Raw genomic sequence first — 18,813 nt, forward strand, 5'->3', positions numbered from 1 at the left:
GTCGGCAAAGGCCCGGGATATATGCCTGTCCGCGGCCGTCGCCGCGCTGATAGAAGAACCGGCTGTCCGGAGTTGGATGTTGGGCATCGCTGGGGGGCAACGATGATGGGCCGCTTGTGGAGATCCGCCGGGCATGTCCGGGTGGCGCTGAGAGCGACGGCGTTCGTGGCGGTCGCCGCGCTGGTCGCGGTGCAGGGCGGCCAGGCCGCCCAGGCGTTACCGGGAACGGCGGCCACCCCCGCCACCCCGAAACAGCAGAGCGGCACCGCGGCGGGCAAGAAGCACGCCGTGCCGTCCTCGGCGACCGGGAGCAGAGCCAGCTCCTCGCTGGCCGCCGCCGAGCCCGGCCGGGCCAAGGGCGCGGTGGGGGCGTACCAGGCCCACGGCACGAAGAGCGACCCGGTCAATTCCGGCAGCCGGATCCACAGAGCCCCGAAGCCCGTCGCCGCACCCGCGGCGAAGAAGCCTCGGGGCTTTGTCGCGTCCACCGGCGTGGAGCAGCCCGGGCTCGACACCGCCACCACGACCGTCTTCAAGAACGCCGACGGAACCTACACCGCCCAGATCCACACCCACGCGGTCAACTACCGGAAATCCGACGGCACCTGGGCGCGCATCACCGCCGCCACCGGTACCGCTGCCGCCCCGGGAACGGCCTCCGCGGCCTCCTACCGGACGACGGCCGCCGCGGGCAACCCGACCGGCCAGGGCAACGCCTCCTCCTCGACCTACGTCGAGTCCGGCGTCACCCAGAACTTCCACGGCAACGGGCAGCTGTACGTCGGCAAGTACCAGAGCCACGACTACAACTCCTTCCTCCAGTTCAGCGGCTTCGGCACCCAGTTCGCCAACGACTACATCGTCAACTCGACGCTCTGGCTGGACACCGAGTTCTCCGGCCTGGACACCACCGGCGCGTGCTCGGCCGAGGCGGTGAACGTCGCCCCCGTCTCCGCCTCCTGGGACCCGGCGAAGATCGACACCTACCCCGGGCCCGCGGCCGGCGCGCAGATCGGCACCGCCTCCTTCGCGGCCGGCACCGACTGCTCCAACGGCCGTCAGTGGGAAGGCGTCAGTCTCGACACCAGGACGGTGATGAACTGGGCGCACGGCTGGGTGGCCAACTACGGTCTGCGGCTCAGCGCGGCGTCCACCGCGGCGGCGGCCAAGGAGTTCTACGCCGACGACCCCTACCTGGCCATCGAGTACACGCCCAACGGCGCCGGCGCCTCCTATTCCGAGGTCAGCTACGCCTCGCCGTGGAACAACCAGCCCGGCTGGGGCAAGGTCACGGTGCAGAACCGCGGTACGGCCACCTGGACCCCGACCAACGGCTACAAGCTCTCGTACCAGCTCTACACCGTCTCCGGCACCACCCGCACCCTGCTCACCAGCCCCGCCGCGACCCCGGCGGTGATGCCCTCGACGGTCGCACCGAACAAACCGGTCACCGTCACCGCGTCGATCCCCGCGCTGACCGCCGGGCAGACCTATCTGATCTGCTGGGACATGTCCTACAACGGGACGCTGTTCTCCACCTACGGGGTCCCGCAGACCTGTTACTCCCTGCCGGTGGTCAACAACCCGCCGATCGTCGACACGTTCACGCCCGGCAACAACGGCTCGGTGTTCAGCCTCACCCCGACACTGGCCGTGACCGCGCACGACCCGGACAACTACCCCGGAACCGCGCTCAGTTACTCGTTCAACGTCTACGCCAACGGCTCGACGACCGCGCTGGCCTCCTCGGGCTCGCTGACCACACCGGTGTGGACCGTCCCGTCGGGCAAGCTCGCCTACGGCAAGACGTTCTACTGGACCGCGCAGGTCAGTGACGGCAACGCCGCCTCGCTGTGGTCCGCGCCCGACTACTTCACCATCCCGGCCGCGCCCCAGCCGCTGGTCACCGCGCACCTCGGCGCGGCCCCGTACGACGCGACCGTCAAGGGCGTCGACCCGCAACTCGGCGACTACTCGACGCAGACCACCGACGCGACCATTCCTGGCCCGTCCGACGGCCCGACGCTCAGCGTGCAACGCACCTACAACAGCCTCGACCCCGGGGTCTTCAAGGCGTTCGGCGCGGGCTGGTCGTCGTTGCTGGACATGCGTGCCACCGAGGACGCGGACGGTTCGGGCAACGTCGTGATCACCCTGGCGGACGGGCGTCAGGAGCGGTTCGGCGCCAACGGCGACGGCACCTACAGCCCGCCGGCGGGCGACTACGCCGTCCTGTCCGCACCGGCGGACGGATACGGCACCTCCGGCTTCATGCTGACGGAGAAGTCGGGCACCCGTTACTTCTTCCAGAACCAGGTCACCGATCCGGTCACCGGCCAGACCTACTGGGGGCTGACCCAGTACGGCAACCGCGACGGGCACGGCCTGGACGTCCAGTGGCTGCCCGTCACCCTCACCCTTCCGGACGGCAGCACCATCAAGCCCGAGGAGCCGACGGGGTTCGGCTACAACCTGAGCCAGGACAACGGGTTCGACGACGGCGACCACAACACGGCCGACATGCCCGTCACGCTCCAGCTCACCTGGGAAGTCCAGCAGGTCACCGCCTCCGACGGCACCGTGAAGAACGTCCCGCACGTCGACAAGGTCACCTCCAAGCCGGGCCTGTTCGCGACCACCCGCAACCCGTGGTCGTACGGCTACGACTCCGCCGGCGACCTCACCTCGGTCTGCCCGCCGGCCTCCAGCAGCACCACCGCGACGGCCTGCACCCAGTACAGCTACACCTCCGGCTCCGGCTCCGGGTCGCACTTCGCCTCGATGGTCCTGGACTCCAACCCCACCGACTACTGGCGGCTCGGTGACGCGACCGGCTCGGCCACCGCCAAGGACGGCGTCGTCGCCAACGAGGGCACCACCGACGCCACCGCCGCCAACGTCACGTTCGGCCAGGCGGGCCCGCTGGCCGGCACCCCCGCCACCGCGGCCTCCTTCAACGGCACCAGCTCCTACCTGGCGCTGCCCGACAGCCTGGCGGCCAATGCGAGCAACCTCGCGGTCGGCATGTGGTTCAGGACCACGCAGGCGGGCGGGACGCTCTTCTCGTACCAGAGCGGGAAACCCGGTACCGCCGTCTCCGCGAACTACACCCCGTCGGTCTACATCGGCACCGACGGCAAGGTCCACGCCGAGTTCTGGGACGGCAAGGCCACGCCGATGGCCTCGCCCGCGGCCGTCAACGACGGCAAGTGGCACTACGTGGTGCTGTCCGGGGCCCGCACCAGCCAGACCCTGTTCCTCGACGGCGCCCAGGTCGCCACCCGCACCGGCAGCACCATCACGGTGAGCGGCCAGCCCTACACCACCGTCGGCGCGGGCGAACTCGCCGGATCCTGGCCCTCGATCCCCTCGGCGAACGCCCTGGGCTGGTTCAACGGCCAGATCGAGGACGTCTCCTTCCTCCAGCACCCGCTCGGCCTGCCCGCCGTCCAGCAGGAGTACGCCTCCGCCACCCTCGCCTCCCGCGAACTGACCGGCGCCACCCTGCCCTCCGGCAAGACCGCGCTCGCCGTCGGCTACGACGCGCTGACCGACCGCGCCTCCTCCGTCACCGACGCCGACGGCGGCGCCTACCAGCTGGCCACCCCGGTCACCACCGGCAGCAACGACTACTACTACGGCGCCGTCCGCGGCACCCGGCCCGCCCACGACTACCCCATGACCGAGCCGGCCGGCCTCACCGCCGCCGACCAGTACGGCGTCGACCGCCCGTCCGACGGCACGTCCGACGGCATCTACAACGACGTCATGCTCGGCGAACCCGGCGTCTTCGGCCCCGGCGGGGACACCGCGGCCGGCTTCAACGGCACCGACTCCGCCCTGTCACTGCCCGCCGGGGCCCTCGACGACAGCAGCGGAACCGCCTCCGTCGCCCTGTGGTTCAACACCAAGCAGGCGGGCGGCGTCCTCCTCTCGTACCAGAACGCCCCGATCGGCTCGGTGCCCACCAGCTACACCCCGGCCCTCTACATCGGCACGGACGGCCTGCTGCACGGTCAGTTCTGGGACGGCAGCCTCTCCCCGATGGCCTCCAAGGCGGCGGTCAACGACGGCAACTGGCACCTCGTGGTGATGACCGCGAGCGGCACCGGCCAGACCCTGTGGCTCGACGGGCAGAGCCAGGCCACGCGCACCGGCAAGACCATCGCCGGCCAGGTGAAGACCTGGGGCGAGACCACGGTGACCGTCGGCGCCGGATACGTCGCCGGCTCCTGGCCGAAGCCGCCCGCCAACGCGCAGGGGTACTTCAACGGCGAGATCGGCCAGGTCGGCATCTACCGGACCGACCTCGGCCAGAGCAGCGTGGAGGCCCCGCTCGGGCTGTACACGGCCAAGGGCTCGGCCACCATGCTCATGCCGTCGACCACGCTGACGGTCACCGACCCGGCGCAGCACACCGAGACGTACGCCTTCGACCCGTCGAACGGGAACCGCACCACCTCCGTCACCGACGCGGGCGGCGGCCGGACCACGTACGCCTACGACTCCCTCGGCTTCCAGGACGCCGTCACCGACCCCGACGGGCACGCGACCACCCGTCAGCACGACGTGTACGGCAACGTCCTGGCGACCACGACCTGCCGTCAGACGAACTCCTGCCAGACCTCGTACTTCAGCTACCACACCAACGCGGCCGACCCGATGGACCCGCTCAACGGCAAGGTCCTCTACGCGGCCGACGCCCGCTCCGGCGCGACCGGCACCGCCAACCCGGCCTACCGGACGGCCTACACCTACACCCCGTTCGGCGCCCTGGCCTCCGTCACCACGCCTCCGACGCCGGACTACCCGAGCGGCCGCAAGACCAGATACACGTACTACAACGACAACGAGACCTTCACGGACTACACCGGCATCCCGTACACCGAGGTCTACGGGATGCTCGCCACGGTCACCGACCCCAGCGGCAAGGTCACCCGCTACCACTACTGCGGCACCGAGTGGAACGGGAAGGTCTGCAGCGAGACGGACCCGTCCGGCCAGGTCACCTACTACCTGAACGACACCCTCGGCCACCTCATCACCAAGGTGGTCAGCTCCGACACCTACCCTGCGACACTCTCTTCCGCCGGTGCGCTGGTAGGCGGCGCGCAGACGAAGTACACCTACGACCCGCTGGGCCGCACCGCCACCGAGACCGGTCCGGCGACCACCGACGCGGTCAGGGGCGTCACCCACACCCCGAAGACGACGTACACGTACGACGCGGACGGCGACCTGACCGGCACGTCGACCGCCGACACCACCGGGCCCGACACCACCCGCGCCACCGGCTACGTCTACGACGACAACGACCGCGTCAAGACCGTCACCGACCCGGCCGGCCAGGTCACCGGGTACACGTACGACAGCTTCGGCCGCAGGACGACCCAGACGAACCCGGCCGGCACCACCTACCGCTACGCCTACTCGCCGACCGGGCAACTGCTCACCACCACCCTGCTCGGCTGGACCGGCGACCCGACCGCACCCTCCGACCCGGCCGACCTGGTCGTGGAGTCCCGGGCCTACGACCCGGCGGGGCGGCTCGCGTCCGTCACCGACTCCATGGGCCGGACCACGGCCTACAGCTACTTCGACGACAACCTGCTCCAGTCGCAGACCGACGCCTCCGGCACCGCCGTCGCGACCACCACCAAGGCCTACGACTACGACGCCGCCGGCAACATGACGTGGGAGTGCGACGTCTGGTCCGGCACGGCCTGCCTCAAGCAGACCCAGTACACCGTGGACGCCGCCGACCGGACGACGAAGACGGTGGCCGACCCGACCGGCGTCAACCGGATCACCGTCAACACCTTCGACCCGGACGACAACGTCCTGTCCCGCATCCTCACCGGCGGCGGCCAGACCCGGCAGATCGGCTACTCCTACGACGCCGCCGGGAACCGCACCGCCCAGTCCGTACGGACCGACACCACGGGCCCGACCGGCTACTGGCCGCTGAACGAGGGCGCGGTCGCCGCCGCCGACTCCTCGGGCAACGGCTTCACCGGCACCCCGTCCACCGGCACCTCCTGGGGGCCGCCCGGCAGCAACTACACGTCGTTCAACGGTACTTCGGGCGCCGTCCTCACCAGCGGCACACCCGTCGTGGACACCAGCCAGGCCTTCTCCGTCTCGGCGTGGGCGTACCTGAGCGCCACCAGCACCACGAAGGACTTCACGGTCGTCAGCCAGCAGGGCGCCCAGAACAGCGCCTTCCAGCTGGAGTACAACCACACCACCAAGTCCTGGGCCTTCGTCCGCGCGAGCAACGACACCAGCACGGCCACCAACTACGTCGCCAGCGACCCCACCGCGGCCACCGCCGGTACCTGGACCCACCTGGTCGGCGTCATGGACGCGCTCGGGAACATGAGCCTGTACGTCAACGACGTCGAGGTCAGCGGCATCTGCCTCAACTGCACTTCGGTGACCGACCCCACGCCGATGGCCAGCACCGTGGGCGTCGCGATCGGCCGGGGCAAGGCCGCCGGCGCCTCGGTCAACTGGTTCGCGGGCCGGGTCCGCGACGTCCAGCTCTACGGGCGCGAACTCAAGCCCGTCGAGATCGGCCAGCTCTACACCTCGGCCACCACCACCGGTGAGTCCCCGGTCACCGTGGGCGCGGCGGGCTGGTGGAAGCTGGACGACGGTGAGAACCCGTCCGCCGGCGACCACTCCGGCGCCGGGAACGCCGGCACGCTGAACGCCTCGACGAGCTGGTCGACGGAGAACGGCGGCTCCGCCGTCTTCGCCGGGGCCGGCCAGATCGCCACCGGCGGCTCGGTGGTCGACACCACCAAGAGCTTCTCGGTCTCCGCCTGGGCGAAGATCACCACCACGCCGACCGGCACCTGGCAGACGGTCATGGCCCAGCAGGGCACCCAGGCCGCCGGGTTCTCGCTCGACTACAACCCGACCGCGGGCCGGTGGGCGTTCGACCGGGCCACCACCGACGTCGCGTCCCCGACCCTCGCCGGTGCCACCTCCACCGCCGCCCCCACCCTCAACACCTGGACCCACCTGGCCGGCACCTACGACGCGAGCAGCGGCAAGATGACGCTCTACGTCAACGGCACCGCCCAGAACACGGCGACGGACACCACGCCCATCGCGAGCTCCGGGCCGTTCGTCATCGGCCGGGGATACACGGCCGGGGCCGCCGCCCAGTACTTCAACGGCTCGGTCGGCAACGTCCAGACGTACAACCGCGTCCTGACCGCCACCGAGGTCGCCGCGCTGCACACCTCGGCGGCCGGCACCGCGGGCTCCGCGCCGCTGACCACCTCCTGGACCTACGACCAGCGCGGCCTGCCGGTCACGATGACCGACGCACGCGGCAACGCCGCCGGTGCCACCGCGTCCGCGTACACCACCACCTACGCCTACGACGAGGACGGCCGGCTCACCACGACCACCTCGCCGCCCGTCAGCACCGAGACCGGCGGAGGCACCGCCCAGCAGACCGTGGCCGTCGCGCAGTCGGGCTACGACACCTTCGGCGAACCGGTCGAGACCGACGACGCCGACGGCGACATCGTCACCACCACCTACGACCTCGACGGCCGCGTCCAGGCCGTCTCCCAGCCGGCGTACACCCCGCCGGACGGCTCCGGCACGGTCACCCCGACCACCTCCTACACGTACGACGCGCTCGGCGACGTCCACACCGAGACCGACCCGCTGCAGCACACCGTGTCGTACGACTACGACCAGCTCGGCGACCGCGTCCAGCAGACCCTGCCCGGCGGTCTGGTCACCCACCTCGGCTACGACACCGACGGCGAGGTCCTCAACACCACCGACCCGACCGGCGCCAGGACCGAGGCGACCTACGACGCGCTCGGCCGCGAGGCCACCAGCACCCAGGTGGAGCGCAGGCCCACCCCGGCGGCCTACACGACGAAGTACGGCTACGACGGCCTCGGCGACCTCAACTCGATCGAGGACCCGCTGGAGAACACGGCCACCGCGGCCTACGACGCGCTCGGCGAGACCGTCAGCGTCACGGACCCGCTGCACAACACCACGTCCTACGCGTACGACGTCGCCGGGCAGCTCATCAGGACCACCGCCCCCGACTCCACGGCGACCACACAGGGCTACGACCAGGCCGAGCGGCTCGTCTCGGCCGCCCGGCTCGACGCGAACGGCGCCACCCTCAGCTCCACCTCGTACGGCTACGACGCGGCGGGCAACCAGACCTCGGCCACCGACGCCCGCCAGCACACCACCACCGCGACCTTCGACGCGCTGAACCGGACCGTCAGCCAGACCCAGCCGATCGACGCGAGCACCTCGATCACGACCTCCTTCGGCTACGACGCCGCGGGCAACGAGACCCGCTACACCGACGCCGACAAGAACGCGAGCTACTACACGTACAACCCACTGGGCGGGCAGGAGACCAGCGTCGCCCCCAGCGTCACCGGTCTCACCTCGGCAGCGGACCGCACCACGACCTTCTCCTACGACGCCGACGGCAACCAGCACACGCTCACCCGCCCGGGCGGGGTCACGATCACCGAGACCCACGACGAGAACGGCCTGCTGACCGCCGAGTCGGGCACCGGCGCCGAGGCCGCCACCGCGGCCCGCTCCTTCGGCCACGACGCCGACGGCCGCCTCACCTCCGTCTCCGCGCCGACCGGCACCGACACCTTTGCCTACGACGACCGCGGTCTCCTCCTCACCATGGCGGGACCCGGCGGCACCGCGAGCTACGGCTACGACCCGAACGGCGACATCGCCACCCGTACGGACGCCACCGGCACCGCCACCTTCGGCTACGACGCCGACGACCGGGTCGACAGCGAGACCGACCCACTGACCGGCACCACGGCCACGCTCGCCTACAACCTGCTCGGCCAGACCAAGTCCGTCTCCTACGGCACGGGCGGCGCGACCAGGTCCTACGACTACAACACCTCCCACCAGCTCTCCTCCGACGTCCTGAAGACCCCCTCGGGGACCACGGAGGCGTCGGTCGCGTACACGTACAACGCCGACGGCCAGATCGCCACCCAGACCACCACCGGCACGGCGGGCTCCGGCACGAGCACCTACGACTACGACTACGCGGGCCGTCTGAAGTCCGCGGCCAACGGCTCGACCACCACCAGCTACGGCTACGACGCCAACGGCAACCGCACCAGTGCCGGTGCCGCCACCGCCACGTACAACGCCCGCAACGAGCTGACCTCCGTCACCAACGGGTCGGCCACCACCTCGTACGCCTACACCGCGCGCGGAACGACGTCGAGCGTCACCTCCGGTGGCTCCACCGCCACCTACACCTCCGACGCCTTCGACGAGCTGACCGCCACCGGTACCGGCGGCAACTACAGCTACGACGGTCTGGGCCGGCTGGCCACCGCGAGCTCGGGCGGCCGCAGTGCCGCCTTCAGTTACGCCGACGGCACCAACAACCCCGTCTCCGACGGCACCCAGAAGTTCGCCCGGGACGCGAGCGACGGTGTGCTCGCCGTAAGCGCGGCCGACGGTACGGGCGCCGGCCTCGCTCTGACCAACAGCCACGGCGACGTCACCGGCACCTTCACGGCCACCGGCACAGCGCTCACCGGCTCCACCGCCTACGACGCCTACGGCACGCCGACCGCCACCAGCGGCAGCCGGAGCGACCTCGGCTACCAGTCCGGCTGGACCGACCCGGGGACGGGCTACGTCAACGCCGCCGCCCGCTGGTACAACCCGGCCAACGGCGACTTCACCAGTGCCGACACGGTGAGCAACCCGCCCACCCCGGCCGTCGACGCCAACCCGTACGCGTACGGCAACGACGACCCGCTGGACGCCACGGACACCTCCGGCCACGACGCCTGCACCAGCGACGACATCAAGGCCCAGGAGGAGGCGTACGAGGCGCAGCAGGCCTATCTCAAGCAGTGGCAGGCGGGTGCCTGGGACCGGATGGAGAAGTACTCCCAGGACCAGTACAACGCCTGGAAGCGCGAGAACGCCCGGAAGATGGCCCAGAACGAGGCCGACGAGCGGGCACTGCAGCAGCAGATCGCCGACCAGGAGCGGCAGTTCGAGAACGAGTTCGACGACGCCATGAACTGGGAGCCGTCGGGTCACTCGGGCGGCCACGGCTCGGGCTCGGACAGCGTCTCCTACGGCAACTCGTACGGCTCCTACGGCTCGCACGGCTCGTCCGGGGGCAGCTATTCGTCCCTCTACTACGGAGTCGCGCTCGGCGGGGCGCTGACCTACGGCTACGGCGCCGCGAGCTCCGCGGGCGGCGGGGCTGCCGCGGCCGAGGGCCTGGAGGCGGCCGGCGACGTCATATGGGAGGAACTCGCCTCGGCCGGCGCCGAGGAACTCCTCTTCGGTCTCGTCCTCGCCGCGTCGGCGGACGACGACTGCGGCGCCCACGGCGTCCCCACCCGCCCCAAGAACCAGAACCTCGGCGGCGTCAACACCACTCCGGTCGTCGGCACCACCCCGGACGAGGACGCGGCCGCGGCCGCCGCCCACCAGGCCACCAGCTCGTCGGCGGCCACCGATCCGAACGTGGCCACCGCCACCAACGGCGCCGGCGGAAATGGGACGGCGACCGACGAGGACAACCAGTGCGGCACCGTGCCGCGTGACGTCCGCTACCAGTACGAGGACCTGGACGCGGAGAAACGGGCCCAGGGAGCGACCGCGTTGATCTGCCCATCGGACCTGAAACCCAGCGGCAGCAAACGGGACAGCATCGCCTCGGTCCCCGTGGCCGGGTTCCCGGACGGCCCCACGAACAGCCTCGGCCCGGGAAGGGCGACCTACAACAAGACCCACATCATCGGGGACCAGTTCAACGGGGCACCGAAGGCCGAGAACCTCTTCACCGGATTCGACCGTATGAACAAGAGCGGCATGCGGCGGTGCGAGAAGAGGATGGAGACACAACTCAAGCAGGGGAACTGGGTGCAGTATTCCGCGACCCTGGAGTACTCCGACGACACGGACCCGATTCCCACCGGAATACACATGACGGCCACCACCAAGGCCGGACCGCTGTTCGACGTGACAGTGGAGAACAACTCGAGCTGGCAGGACACATGCTGAACCTTTCGGATCTCGAACGCACGATCCATGGGCTGAGGGCGGTGCGTCCGGCCTCGGCCCGCCGGGTCGACTGGTCCGCCCTGGAACGCTCACTGGGGGTCGGTCTGCCGGCGGACTTCAAGGAGTTCGCCGAGGCCTACCCCCCGGTCGAGATCGACGAGTTCCTCCGGATCTGGAGCCCGGCGCCCGGCCAGGAGGAGGAGTACGCCGAAGGGGTGCGGTACGGCCTCGAAATCCTCCAGGACCTCAGGGAGTCCGGCGACACCGAGGACTACACGGTCTACCCGGAGCCGGGAGGGCTGCTGCCGTGGGGCGAGTCGCTCGAAGGCGACGTCTTCTACTGGCGCACGGCCGGCCGGGATCCGCAGCAGTGGCCGGTGGTCGCCGGCGGGCGCAACGGCACCTGGTGGGAGTGCGCGGGCGGCATGCTCGCGTTCCTGGTCGGAGTGGTCGAGGGGACGGCGGAGAGGGCCGAACTGCCCGACGGTGTCCTGGGACCGGCCGCGTCTGTGGTCCCGCTCGGTCCGTGAGGCGGGTCGACCTCGGTCGACGCCGCACTGTCCTCGCACAACAGGCCTCCGCGCCCCCGCCGCCGGTCGGCGGAGAGGGCGCGGAGGCCGTCGTTCACACTGTTCACTACGCCTGTACGGTGTCCGCCGCCCGCGCCTGCTTCCTGCGCTTGCGCCGGCTCACCCGCGGCTCCTGGTCCGGCAGCCAGCCGAAGATCATGCAGCTGCCGACGGCCCCGAGGAGGAGGCCGACCATGAATCCGCCCAGGTTGGAGGTGATCCAGCTGCCCAGGGAGCAGAGCATGCCGAGGATGGAGTAGAAGAGGCGCTGCGAGGGGCTGAAGAGCGTCAGCAGGCCGCACAGCACCATGATCGCCGGCAACAGGTAGCCGACCACACCCTGCATGCCGACATGGATGATGACGTCCAGCGAGGCCTTCTCGGTGAGCAGGATCCATCCGCCGCCCAGGGTCAGCAGCAAGCCGCCCAGGAACGGCCGACGGGCCCGCCAACCGCGGAAGGCGGGCCGCCACCCCTGATGTGGAGTGCCTGTGCCGGACATCAGCAACCCGTGTCGCTGAAGCTGAGTTTCAGGCCGGGAAGCGTGAACGTCCCAGCGGTCGTCTTGTAGTTGGTCTGCCGCAGGTTGTCGATGTGCACCGTGTCGGCCTGCTGGCTGAAGACGCCCGGAGGTCCCTGCACCCCGGCCTTGTCGAGCGTGCTCGCGTCGTTGCCGATCTCGATGTTGTTGAAGGACGCGTCGCCCGACAGCAGGGTCGAGTCGGTGGTCAGATCGGTCGCCTGCACCTTCGACGAGCCGCTGCCCGCCTTGATGAGCAGGTTGGTGCCGCCGAGGTCGACGCTCTGGCACAGGCTGTCCAGGGTCGCCTTCTTGATCGCGGAGGTGACGACCAGCACGTCGCCACCGGTGTCACCGGCGTTCGGGCTGTCCTTGATCATGTGGTCGAGCGCGCCGAACTGCTCGAAGCCGGTGCCGTCGAGCGACTTGGCGGTGACCGTGAAGGGCATGCCGGAGATGTACAGCGACACCCCCAGTGCCCCCTGGGCCGTCAGGACCGCGAGACCGGCGACGGCCAGGGTGGCCGGCACGGCCATCACGGCGGCCCGGCGGCCCCGGACGCGTCCCCGTCTCGGTGCCCCTCCGGTGCCCCCGGTGGTGTCTGGTGTTTCGGAAAGAGAACCGCTTCCCGGGTTCTCAGGCGTGTTGTCGGCGGACGGAACGTCCGGGGACTCGGCCATGTCTGCTCCCATGCATTAGTCACGCGGGTTGGGCTCCAGTGGCACGTTGTCCTGGCGCGGACACCGGCTGCGGCGCACGCTCCTTGCAACTCCCGGCGGGTGCAAGGGCTTTCTCGTTACGCAGCAGTAACCAAGCGGCAAGTTACCGGCGGTTACCTTTCAGGGTCAAGGTAGTTGTGAAAAAAGAGTGTTGAATTCGCGTCAATTATGTTCCGACCATGCATTCCCATGATCGAATGCCCAACTCCCTTGATCGGTCTTGACGTTGACGGGCGATCAGGTCTACAACTCTCCCTGGTTTCCTTCGGATCCGTGGCGCCGGATCCGCCGAGCGGCATCGACCGCTTCCCGGCCTCTTCGATCACCGCTCCGCTCAGCGGCGTCGGCACGGTCGCTTCCCCCCAGGGACCGTGCCCGAACGCCTTTGACCGGCCCGGCCGGAGGCCTAACCCCCCCAGGCTTCCGGCCGGTGTCCGGCCTGGCTGCCGTTGCCGGCCCGTCACGTACGGAGAAGGCGTGACGGGCCGGTGACGGCCGGCGCCACATACGCGCCCCCCATACCCCCCACCTCACCTCACGCAAGTCCCCCCTAAGAAAGAGGCAACCCGCATGCGTACGCGATCCCTTCTCGCCCTCGCCGGTACCGTCGTCGCCCTCTCGGTCGCGGCCACCGTTCCGGCCTCCGCCGACGGCGCCGTGCTCACCACGGGCAGCGCCGGCGGCACCGCCGTCGCGGTCGGCGACACCCTCACCGCGTCGCTGGCCAGCGGCACCACCGCCACCCTCTACTCCAGCGCCACCAGCACCAGCGGCATCACCTGTGCGGCCTCGACCTTCACCGCGACGGTCACCGACAACCCCGCCGCCTCCGGCACCGCCACCGAGTCGGCCACCGCGCAGACCTTCAGCAGCTGCACCAGCAACGTGGTCGGCGTGACCGGTGTCTCCAGCATCACGGTCGACAACCTGCCGTACACCACCGCGGTCTCCTCGGACGGCACGGTCGCGGTCACCCCGCCGAGCGGCTCGACCATCCAGACCACGGTGAAGCTGACCACCCTCCTGGGCAGCATCACCTGCGTCTACCAGGCCGCGAGCCTGTCCGGCACGAGCTCCAACACCGACAACAGCCTCGCCTTCAGCAACCAGGCGTTCACGAAGTCCTCCGGCTCCATCCTCTGCCCCTCGGCCGGCTACTTCACCGCCAAGTACGCCCCGGTCAGCGACAACGGCGCCGCCGTCTTCACCAACTGACCCTCTTACAAAAGCCGTCAGCGTCGACGCAGACGCAAGGCCAGGGCGGCGCCGCCGGTGAGCACCAGCACCGCGGCGGCGCCGCCCGCCACCAGTGGCGCCGACGGACCCGAACCGGAGTCCGTTTTGGAGGCCACCGGAGTACTGTCGGCGGCGGTGGTCCCGGTCGCAGGTGAGGCCGGGGTCGCCGCCGCCGTCCGCTGTGCCCCCGCGGCAACGCCCTTCGAGGCGCCGGGAGTCGGCGTCGTACTCGACCGCGGCTTCGCGCCCGCCGTCGCCCCGCCGTCCTTCCGCCCGCCCTCCGCGGTGCCCTTCGCCGTTTCCCCCGCCGTCTCCTTCTTCGACGCCGCCTTCGACGTGAACACCACGTCGGAGCACGAGTAGTAGGTGTCCGGCGTGCTGGTGGTCTGCCAGATCGTGTAGAGCACCTGACGCCCCGTCCGGTCGGCGGGCAGGGTCGCGCTGAAGCGGTACGCGCCGTTCGTCAGCGGCGGGTCCTTGAACTCCGCGAAGGGCTGCGCGGGCAGTTCGGACCACGTCAGCGGCTTCGCCGGGTCGTAGCCGGGCTTCGTCAGATACAGCTTGAACGTGCCGGTGTGCGCGATCGTCGCGGCGTACGTCATCGTCATCCGGGCGCCCGGGGTCAGTTCGGTCGCCGGCCAGTCCGCGCGCGCCAGGTCGAGCCCCTTGTACGCCGGCAGACTGCCGCCGCACAACTTCCCGTCCGGAATCACCTGCCGGTCCCGGCCGTCGACGCCCGCCACCCGGATGTCGTCCCACGCTACGAAGTTCTGCCCGCTCGCCGTGATCGCCGCCTTGCAGGCCGCCGTCGAGGCGCTGCCGCCGCTGGGGGAGCAGGCGTAGGCCCGGCTGACCGGATAGGTGGGCGCGCCGTGCGCCCGGGCGGACCCCGCCGCCCACGACAGGAGCAGGAGCGGGGCCGCGACGGAGGCTCCCGCGACTTTCAGGCGGGCGGTCGTCCGAGTCATGAGGCACGTCTCCTCGGCGGGCGCGGGTACGGGTACGGGATTCTGCCGAGTTGAGTACGGGAACCGGCGACGCACCGTTCAACGCGGTTGGTCACAGGGCCGGTCGAAGTGCACGCCGCCGACCGGATCGTCCGTTTTGCCGACTTGCCGGGCGCCATTGAGAACCAACCGCGCGGCTCGTATCGTGGCGATCATCGACGGCCGCCCGGTCGGCCGCGGTGCTTGCGGAAGCCGGCGCGAACACGAGGGAGGGGTGCGTTCCGATCTCGTCCGTTCGTGCACCGTGGACCCTTGTTCGCGTGGTCGCAGGCGCGACTTGCACATGTCCGTCACCGGGTCCGCACAGTTGCCTCCCGTTGCCGCACGGTGAGCTATCGTGTGCACGGGGTAAAAAACAAACCGCATGCCCCGTCGGTTTGGAATGGCGTCGTCGAAGTCGAAGCCGTGAAGTCGTGATGTGTCGAGAAGCCGTGAAGGAGCGTCGAGTCGATGGCGAGGCAGTTACGCGCGGAGCAGACCCGCGCCACGATCATCACGGCCGCCGCCGACCTCTTCGACCGGCACGGGTACGAATCCACCAGCCTGAGCGAGATCGTCGAGCACGCGAAGGTCACCAAGGGCGCGCTCTACTTCCACTTCGCGGCCAAGGAGGACCTGGCGCACGCCATCATGGAGCTCCAGTCCCGCACCGCCGGCCAGTTGGTGAGGGAGATGGACAGCCGCGGCTACTCCTCGCTGGAAGCCCTGATGCGCACCACGTTCGCGGTCGCGCGGCTCTCCGTCGACGGCCCGATCCCGCGCGCCGGCCTGCGCCTGGCCACCGCGGACGTCACCGTACGGCCGCCGCTCAGACACCCGTTCACCGAGTGGCTGGAGTTCGCCACGCGCAAACTCCTGGGCGCCGTCAAGGAGTCCGACGTCCACCCGGACATAGACGTCGGCGCGGTCGCGCACTCCCTGGTCTGCTTCTTCGTCGGCACCCGGGTCGCCGGCCGCAACCTGGAGCCCGTGGGGCGGCTGCCGCGCAGGGTCGCCGAGATGTGGCACCTGATGATCCGCGGCCTGGTCCCGGTGCACCGGCGCGCCCGCTACCTGACCCTCGCCACCCAGCTGGAGCGCGAGATCAGAACGACATGACGGCATGCGGGGCGGTGTCAGGGACGGCGTGACAGGCACCGTGCGGTGCGGTGGAGCCGGGCGGTCCGCGCGATAGCGTGACGCCCATGCCCGACTCCGCCGCACCGCCCGTGATCCTCGGGACCACCGGCCCGTTCCCGCACAGCGTGCTGGCCGAACGCCACCCCGCGATCATCCGCCAGGTGCGGGACGCCTTCCCGTACGGCCCCGAGCAGCACCGCGCCCTCGACGCGCTGCTGCACAACTGCACCGAGGGCGTGATCGAACCGCTGTCCGGCGAGGCCCCCGGCGCTCCCGGTGCCCCGGGCGACTGGCGCGGCTGGGGCCTGGACGCCCACGTCGGCCGGTCCTGGTTCGACGTGCCGTGGCTGTGGTCGGAGAGCTGGTTCTACCGCCGTCTCCTGGACGCCGTCGGCTACTTCGCCCCCGGACCCTGGCAGGGCATCGACCCCTTCCGCCCGTTCAAGCTCGCCGAACTCGACGCCAAGGAGACCGACGAGGAACTGGCCGCGCTGGACGACCTCGGCGGCGACGCGGACCGGGCCCTGCTGCACGGCTCCCTGTGGGGCAACCGCGCCGACCTCGGCTTCCGGCTCTCCGCCGCCGAGTCGGGCGAGGCCGTCGCCGCCCTGGTCGCCGACGACAGCGCCGCGTTGTGGCCGCTGCTCCACGGCGGCACCCTGTGCCTGGTCGCCGACAACGCGGGCCGCGAACTCGTCCCCGACCTGCTGCTGATCGCCCACCTCCTGGACACCGAACGCGTCGCCCGCGCGGTCCTGCACGTCAAGCCCTACCCCTACTACGTCTCCGACGCCACGACCGCCGACGTGCTCGACGCCCTGCGCAGGCTCACCGCGGCCCCGGGCACCGCCGCCGGGTACGGCCGCACCCTGTGGTCGGCGATGGCCGACGGCCGCCTCACCGTGCGCGCCCACCCGTTCTCCTGCGCCCCGCTGCCGTACGCCGAGATGCCCGGCGACCTGCGCGCCGAGTTCGCCTCGGCGGCGCTGACGATCTTCAAGGGCGACCTCAACTACCGCCGTCTGGTGGGCGACCGGCTCTGGCCGCCGACCACCCCCTTCGCCGACGTCACCGCCTGGTTCCCGGGCCCGGTGGCGGCGCTGCGCACCCTCAAGTCCGATGTGATCACCGGGCTCTCCGCGGACACCGAGGCGGCCCTGGACGCGGCCGAGGGGGAGCGCTGGCGCACGGCCGGCACCCATGCCCTGATCCAGGTCAACCCAGGTGCGTCGGCAGCGACTTGAGCCCGTTGATGAAGTTCGACACGAGGCGCTCGGCGGGGCCCGCCGGCCGCAGGACGGCCGGCGCCTGCGCGTAGAGCGTGCGCAGCTGGAGCCGGGCGAAGTGGGCGCCCAGGCAGACGTGCGGCCCGTCCCCGAAGGAGACGTGCGGGTTCGGCGCCCGGGTGAGGTCGAGACGGTCGGGCCCGGCGAAGGCCCGCTCGTCCCGGTTGGCCGAGGCGTGCAGGACGACCACCTTGTCGCCCTTCCTGATCTGCCGCCCGCCCAGCTCGGTGTCCCGTGCGGCGGTACGGCGGAAGGTCAGCACCGGCGGGTGCCAGCGCAGCAACTCGTCGACCCCACCGTCCGGTCCGGCCTTCCCGGCGCGCAACAGGCGGTACGACCGCGGGTGTTCGGCCAGTGCCAGCAGTCCGCCGGGGGCGGCCGAGCGCACCGTGTCGTTGCCCGCGACGGTCAGCAGGAAGAAGAACATCTCCAGTTCGCCGTCGGCGAGTTCCGGGTCGTGGGCGAGGGCCGTCATGACGTCGTCGGCCGGGTTGCGGCGCTTGTGCGCGGCGAGTTGCCGGGCGTACCCGAACATGTCCCGGAGCATCGCCGGCGACCGCGGATTCACCGGCCTGCCCTCGCCGTCGAGCGTCTCGGGCCCGGCCTCGTCCGGGTCCTGGTAGCCGATCACCCGCTGCGTCCAGTGCAGCATCAGCCCCCGGTCGCTCTCCGGGACGCCCAGCAGATCGGCGAGGTTGAGCAGCGCGTACTCGTCGGTGACGGCGGCGACCAGGTCCACCGTGCCGTCCCCTGCCCGCGCCGACTCCAGCGCCCGGCCGAACAGCGCCCGGGCCCGCTCCCGCACCGCCGCCTCGAACCGCTCGGTCCGCCCCGGTGTGAAGGCCCGGCTCACCGTCCGCCGCAGCCGGCCGTGGTGCGGCGGATCCTGGTTGAGCATCATGCGCCGGATGAACGGCAGGTCCTCCGGGTCCGGGTCCCGGATCTGGGTCGCGCCCAGCCACGACGAGTACGTCCCCGGGTCCTTGAGCACCCGCACCACGTCCGCGTGCCGTGCCACCGCCCAGAACCCCGGCCCGGCCGGCCACCCCAGCACCTCCGGCTCCTCCTGCCAGGCCACCGGGTGGTGGTCGCGCAGGACGCGGTAGTCGGCGTACGGCACGGCGACCCCGTACCGGCGCGGATCGAACACATCGGGGACGGGCGGGGCTTCACCGGCGTCGGGAGAGGTGGTCATGCGACCACGGTGGCCCGTGCGGCGGGGCCGGGCAAGACGGGCCCCAGCAGGGACGCGGCGGGACCGCAGTCCGAGGGGGCGCT

The 18,813-nt window shown here is 70.9% G+C and carries 9 protein-coding genes; 5 read left to right on the forward strand and 4 right to left on the reverse strand.

What is annotated here, in order from left to right:
* Nucleotides 1-114 precede the first annotated feature (114 nt).
* Nucleotides 115-11,079 (forward strand): LamG-like jellyroll fold domain-containing protein, encoded by a 10,965-nt coding sequence (locus ACGF5O_RS15935; protein WP_393810465.1) that lies wholly within the window; start codon nt 115-117, stop codon nt 11,077-11,079.
* The gene (locus ACGF5O_RS15940; RefSeq protein ID WP_393810466.1) at nt 11,073-11,609 is read left to right on the forward strand and encodes an SMI1/KNR4 family protein; all 537 of its coding nucleotides are present in this window, start codon (nt 11,073-11,075) and stop codon (nt 11,607-11,609) included. The genes ACGF5O_RS15935 and ACGF5O_RS15940 overlap by 7 nt, the downstream gene beginning before the upstream one ends.
* 106 nt (nt 11,610-11,715) lie before the next feature.
* Here the strand turns inward: ACGF5O_RS15940 and ACGF5O_RS15945 are convergent, their stop codons facing one another.
* Together ACGF5O_RS15945 and ACGF5O_RS15950 are read right to left on the reverse strand one after the other, a co-directional pair.
* Nucleotides 11,716-12,150: a DUF6114 domain-containing protein gene (locus ACGF5O_RS15945; protein WP_393810467.1), complete on the reverse strand. Its 435-nt coding sequence runs from the start codon at nt 12,148-12,150 to the stop codon at nt 11,716-11,718.
* Complete coding sequence (locus ACGF5O_RS15950; RefSeq protein WP_393810468.1) at nt 12,150-12,848, reverse strand: DUF6230 family protein; 699 nt, start codon at nt 12,846-12,848, stop codon at nt 12,150-12,152. Before ACGF5O_RS15950 ends, ACGF5O_RS15945 begins: the two co-directional genes overlap by 1 nt.
* A gap of 609 nt (nt 12,849-13,457) precedes the next feature.
* On the opposite strand from ACGF5O_RS15950, the gene ACGF5O_RS15955 reads away from it, so the two are divergent.
* Nucleotides 13,458-14,102, forward strand: a complete 645-nt coding sequence (locus ACGF5O_RS15955; protein ID WP_393810469.1) for a Tat pathway signal sequence domain protein — start codon at nt 13,458-13,460, stop codon at nt 14,100-14,102.
* A gap of 17 nt (nt 14,103-14,119) precedes the next feature.
* Here the strand turns inward: ACGF5O_RS15955 and ACGF5O_RS15960 are convergent, their stop codons facing one another.
* Nucleotides 14,120-15,091 (reverse strand): lytic polysaccharide monooxygenase, encoded by a 972-nt coding sequence (locus ACGF5O_RS15960; protein ID WP_393810470.1) that lies wholly within the window; start codon nt 15,089-15,091, stop codon nt 14,120-14,122.
* A 489-nt stretch (nt 15,092-15,580) separates the two neighbouring features.
* On the opposite strand from ACGF5O_RS15960, the gene ACGF5O_RS15965 reads away from it, so the two are divergent.
* Both ACGF5O_RS15965 and ACGF5O_RS15970 read left to right on the forward strand, forming a co-directional pair.
* A complete protein-coding gene (locus tag ACGF5O_RS15965; RefSeq protein ID WP_393810471.1) occupies nt 15,581-16,228 on the forward strand; it encodes a ScbR family autoregulator-binding transcription factor in 648 nt (215 codons plus the stop codon).
* Nucleotides 16,229-16,314: 86 nt separating this feature from the next.
* Nucleotides 16,315-17,493 (forward strand): damage-control phosphatase ARMT1 family protein, encoded by a 1,179-nt coding sequence (locus tag ACGF5O_RS15970; RefSeq protein ID WP_393810472.1) that lies wholly within the window; start codon nt 16,315-16,317, stop codon nt 17,491-17,493.
* Here ACGF5O_RS15970 and ACGF5O_RS15975 read toward each other — a convergent pair.
* Complete coding sequence (locus ACGF5O_RS15975) at nt 17,465-18,730, reverse strand: cytochrome P450 (RefSeq protein ID WP_393810473.1); 1,266 nt, start codon at nt 18,728-18,730, stop codon at nt 17,465-17,467. The two genes, ACGF5O_RS15970 and ACGF5O_RS15975, sit on opposite strands and share 29 nt — an antisense overlap.
* Nucleotides 18,731-18,813 lie beyond the last annotated feature (83 nt).

The sequence above is a fragment of the Streptomyces sp. NPDC048291 genome (genome assembly GCF_043201715.1).
Taxonomy (GTDB): domain Bacteria; phylum Actinomycetota; class Actinomycetes; order Streptomycetales; family Streptomycetaceae; genus Streptomyces.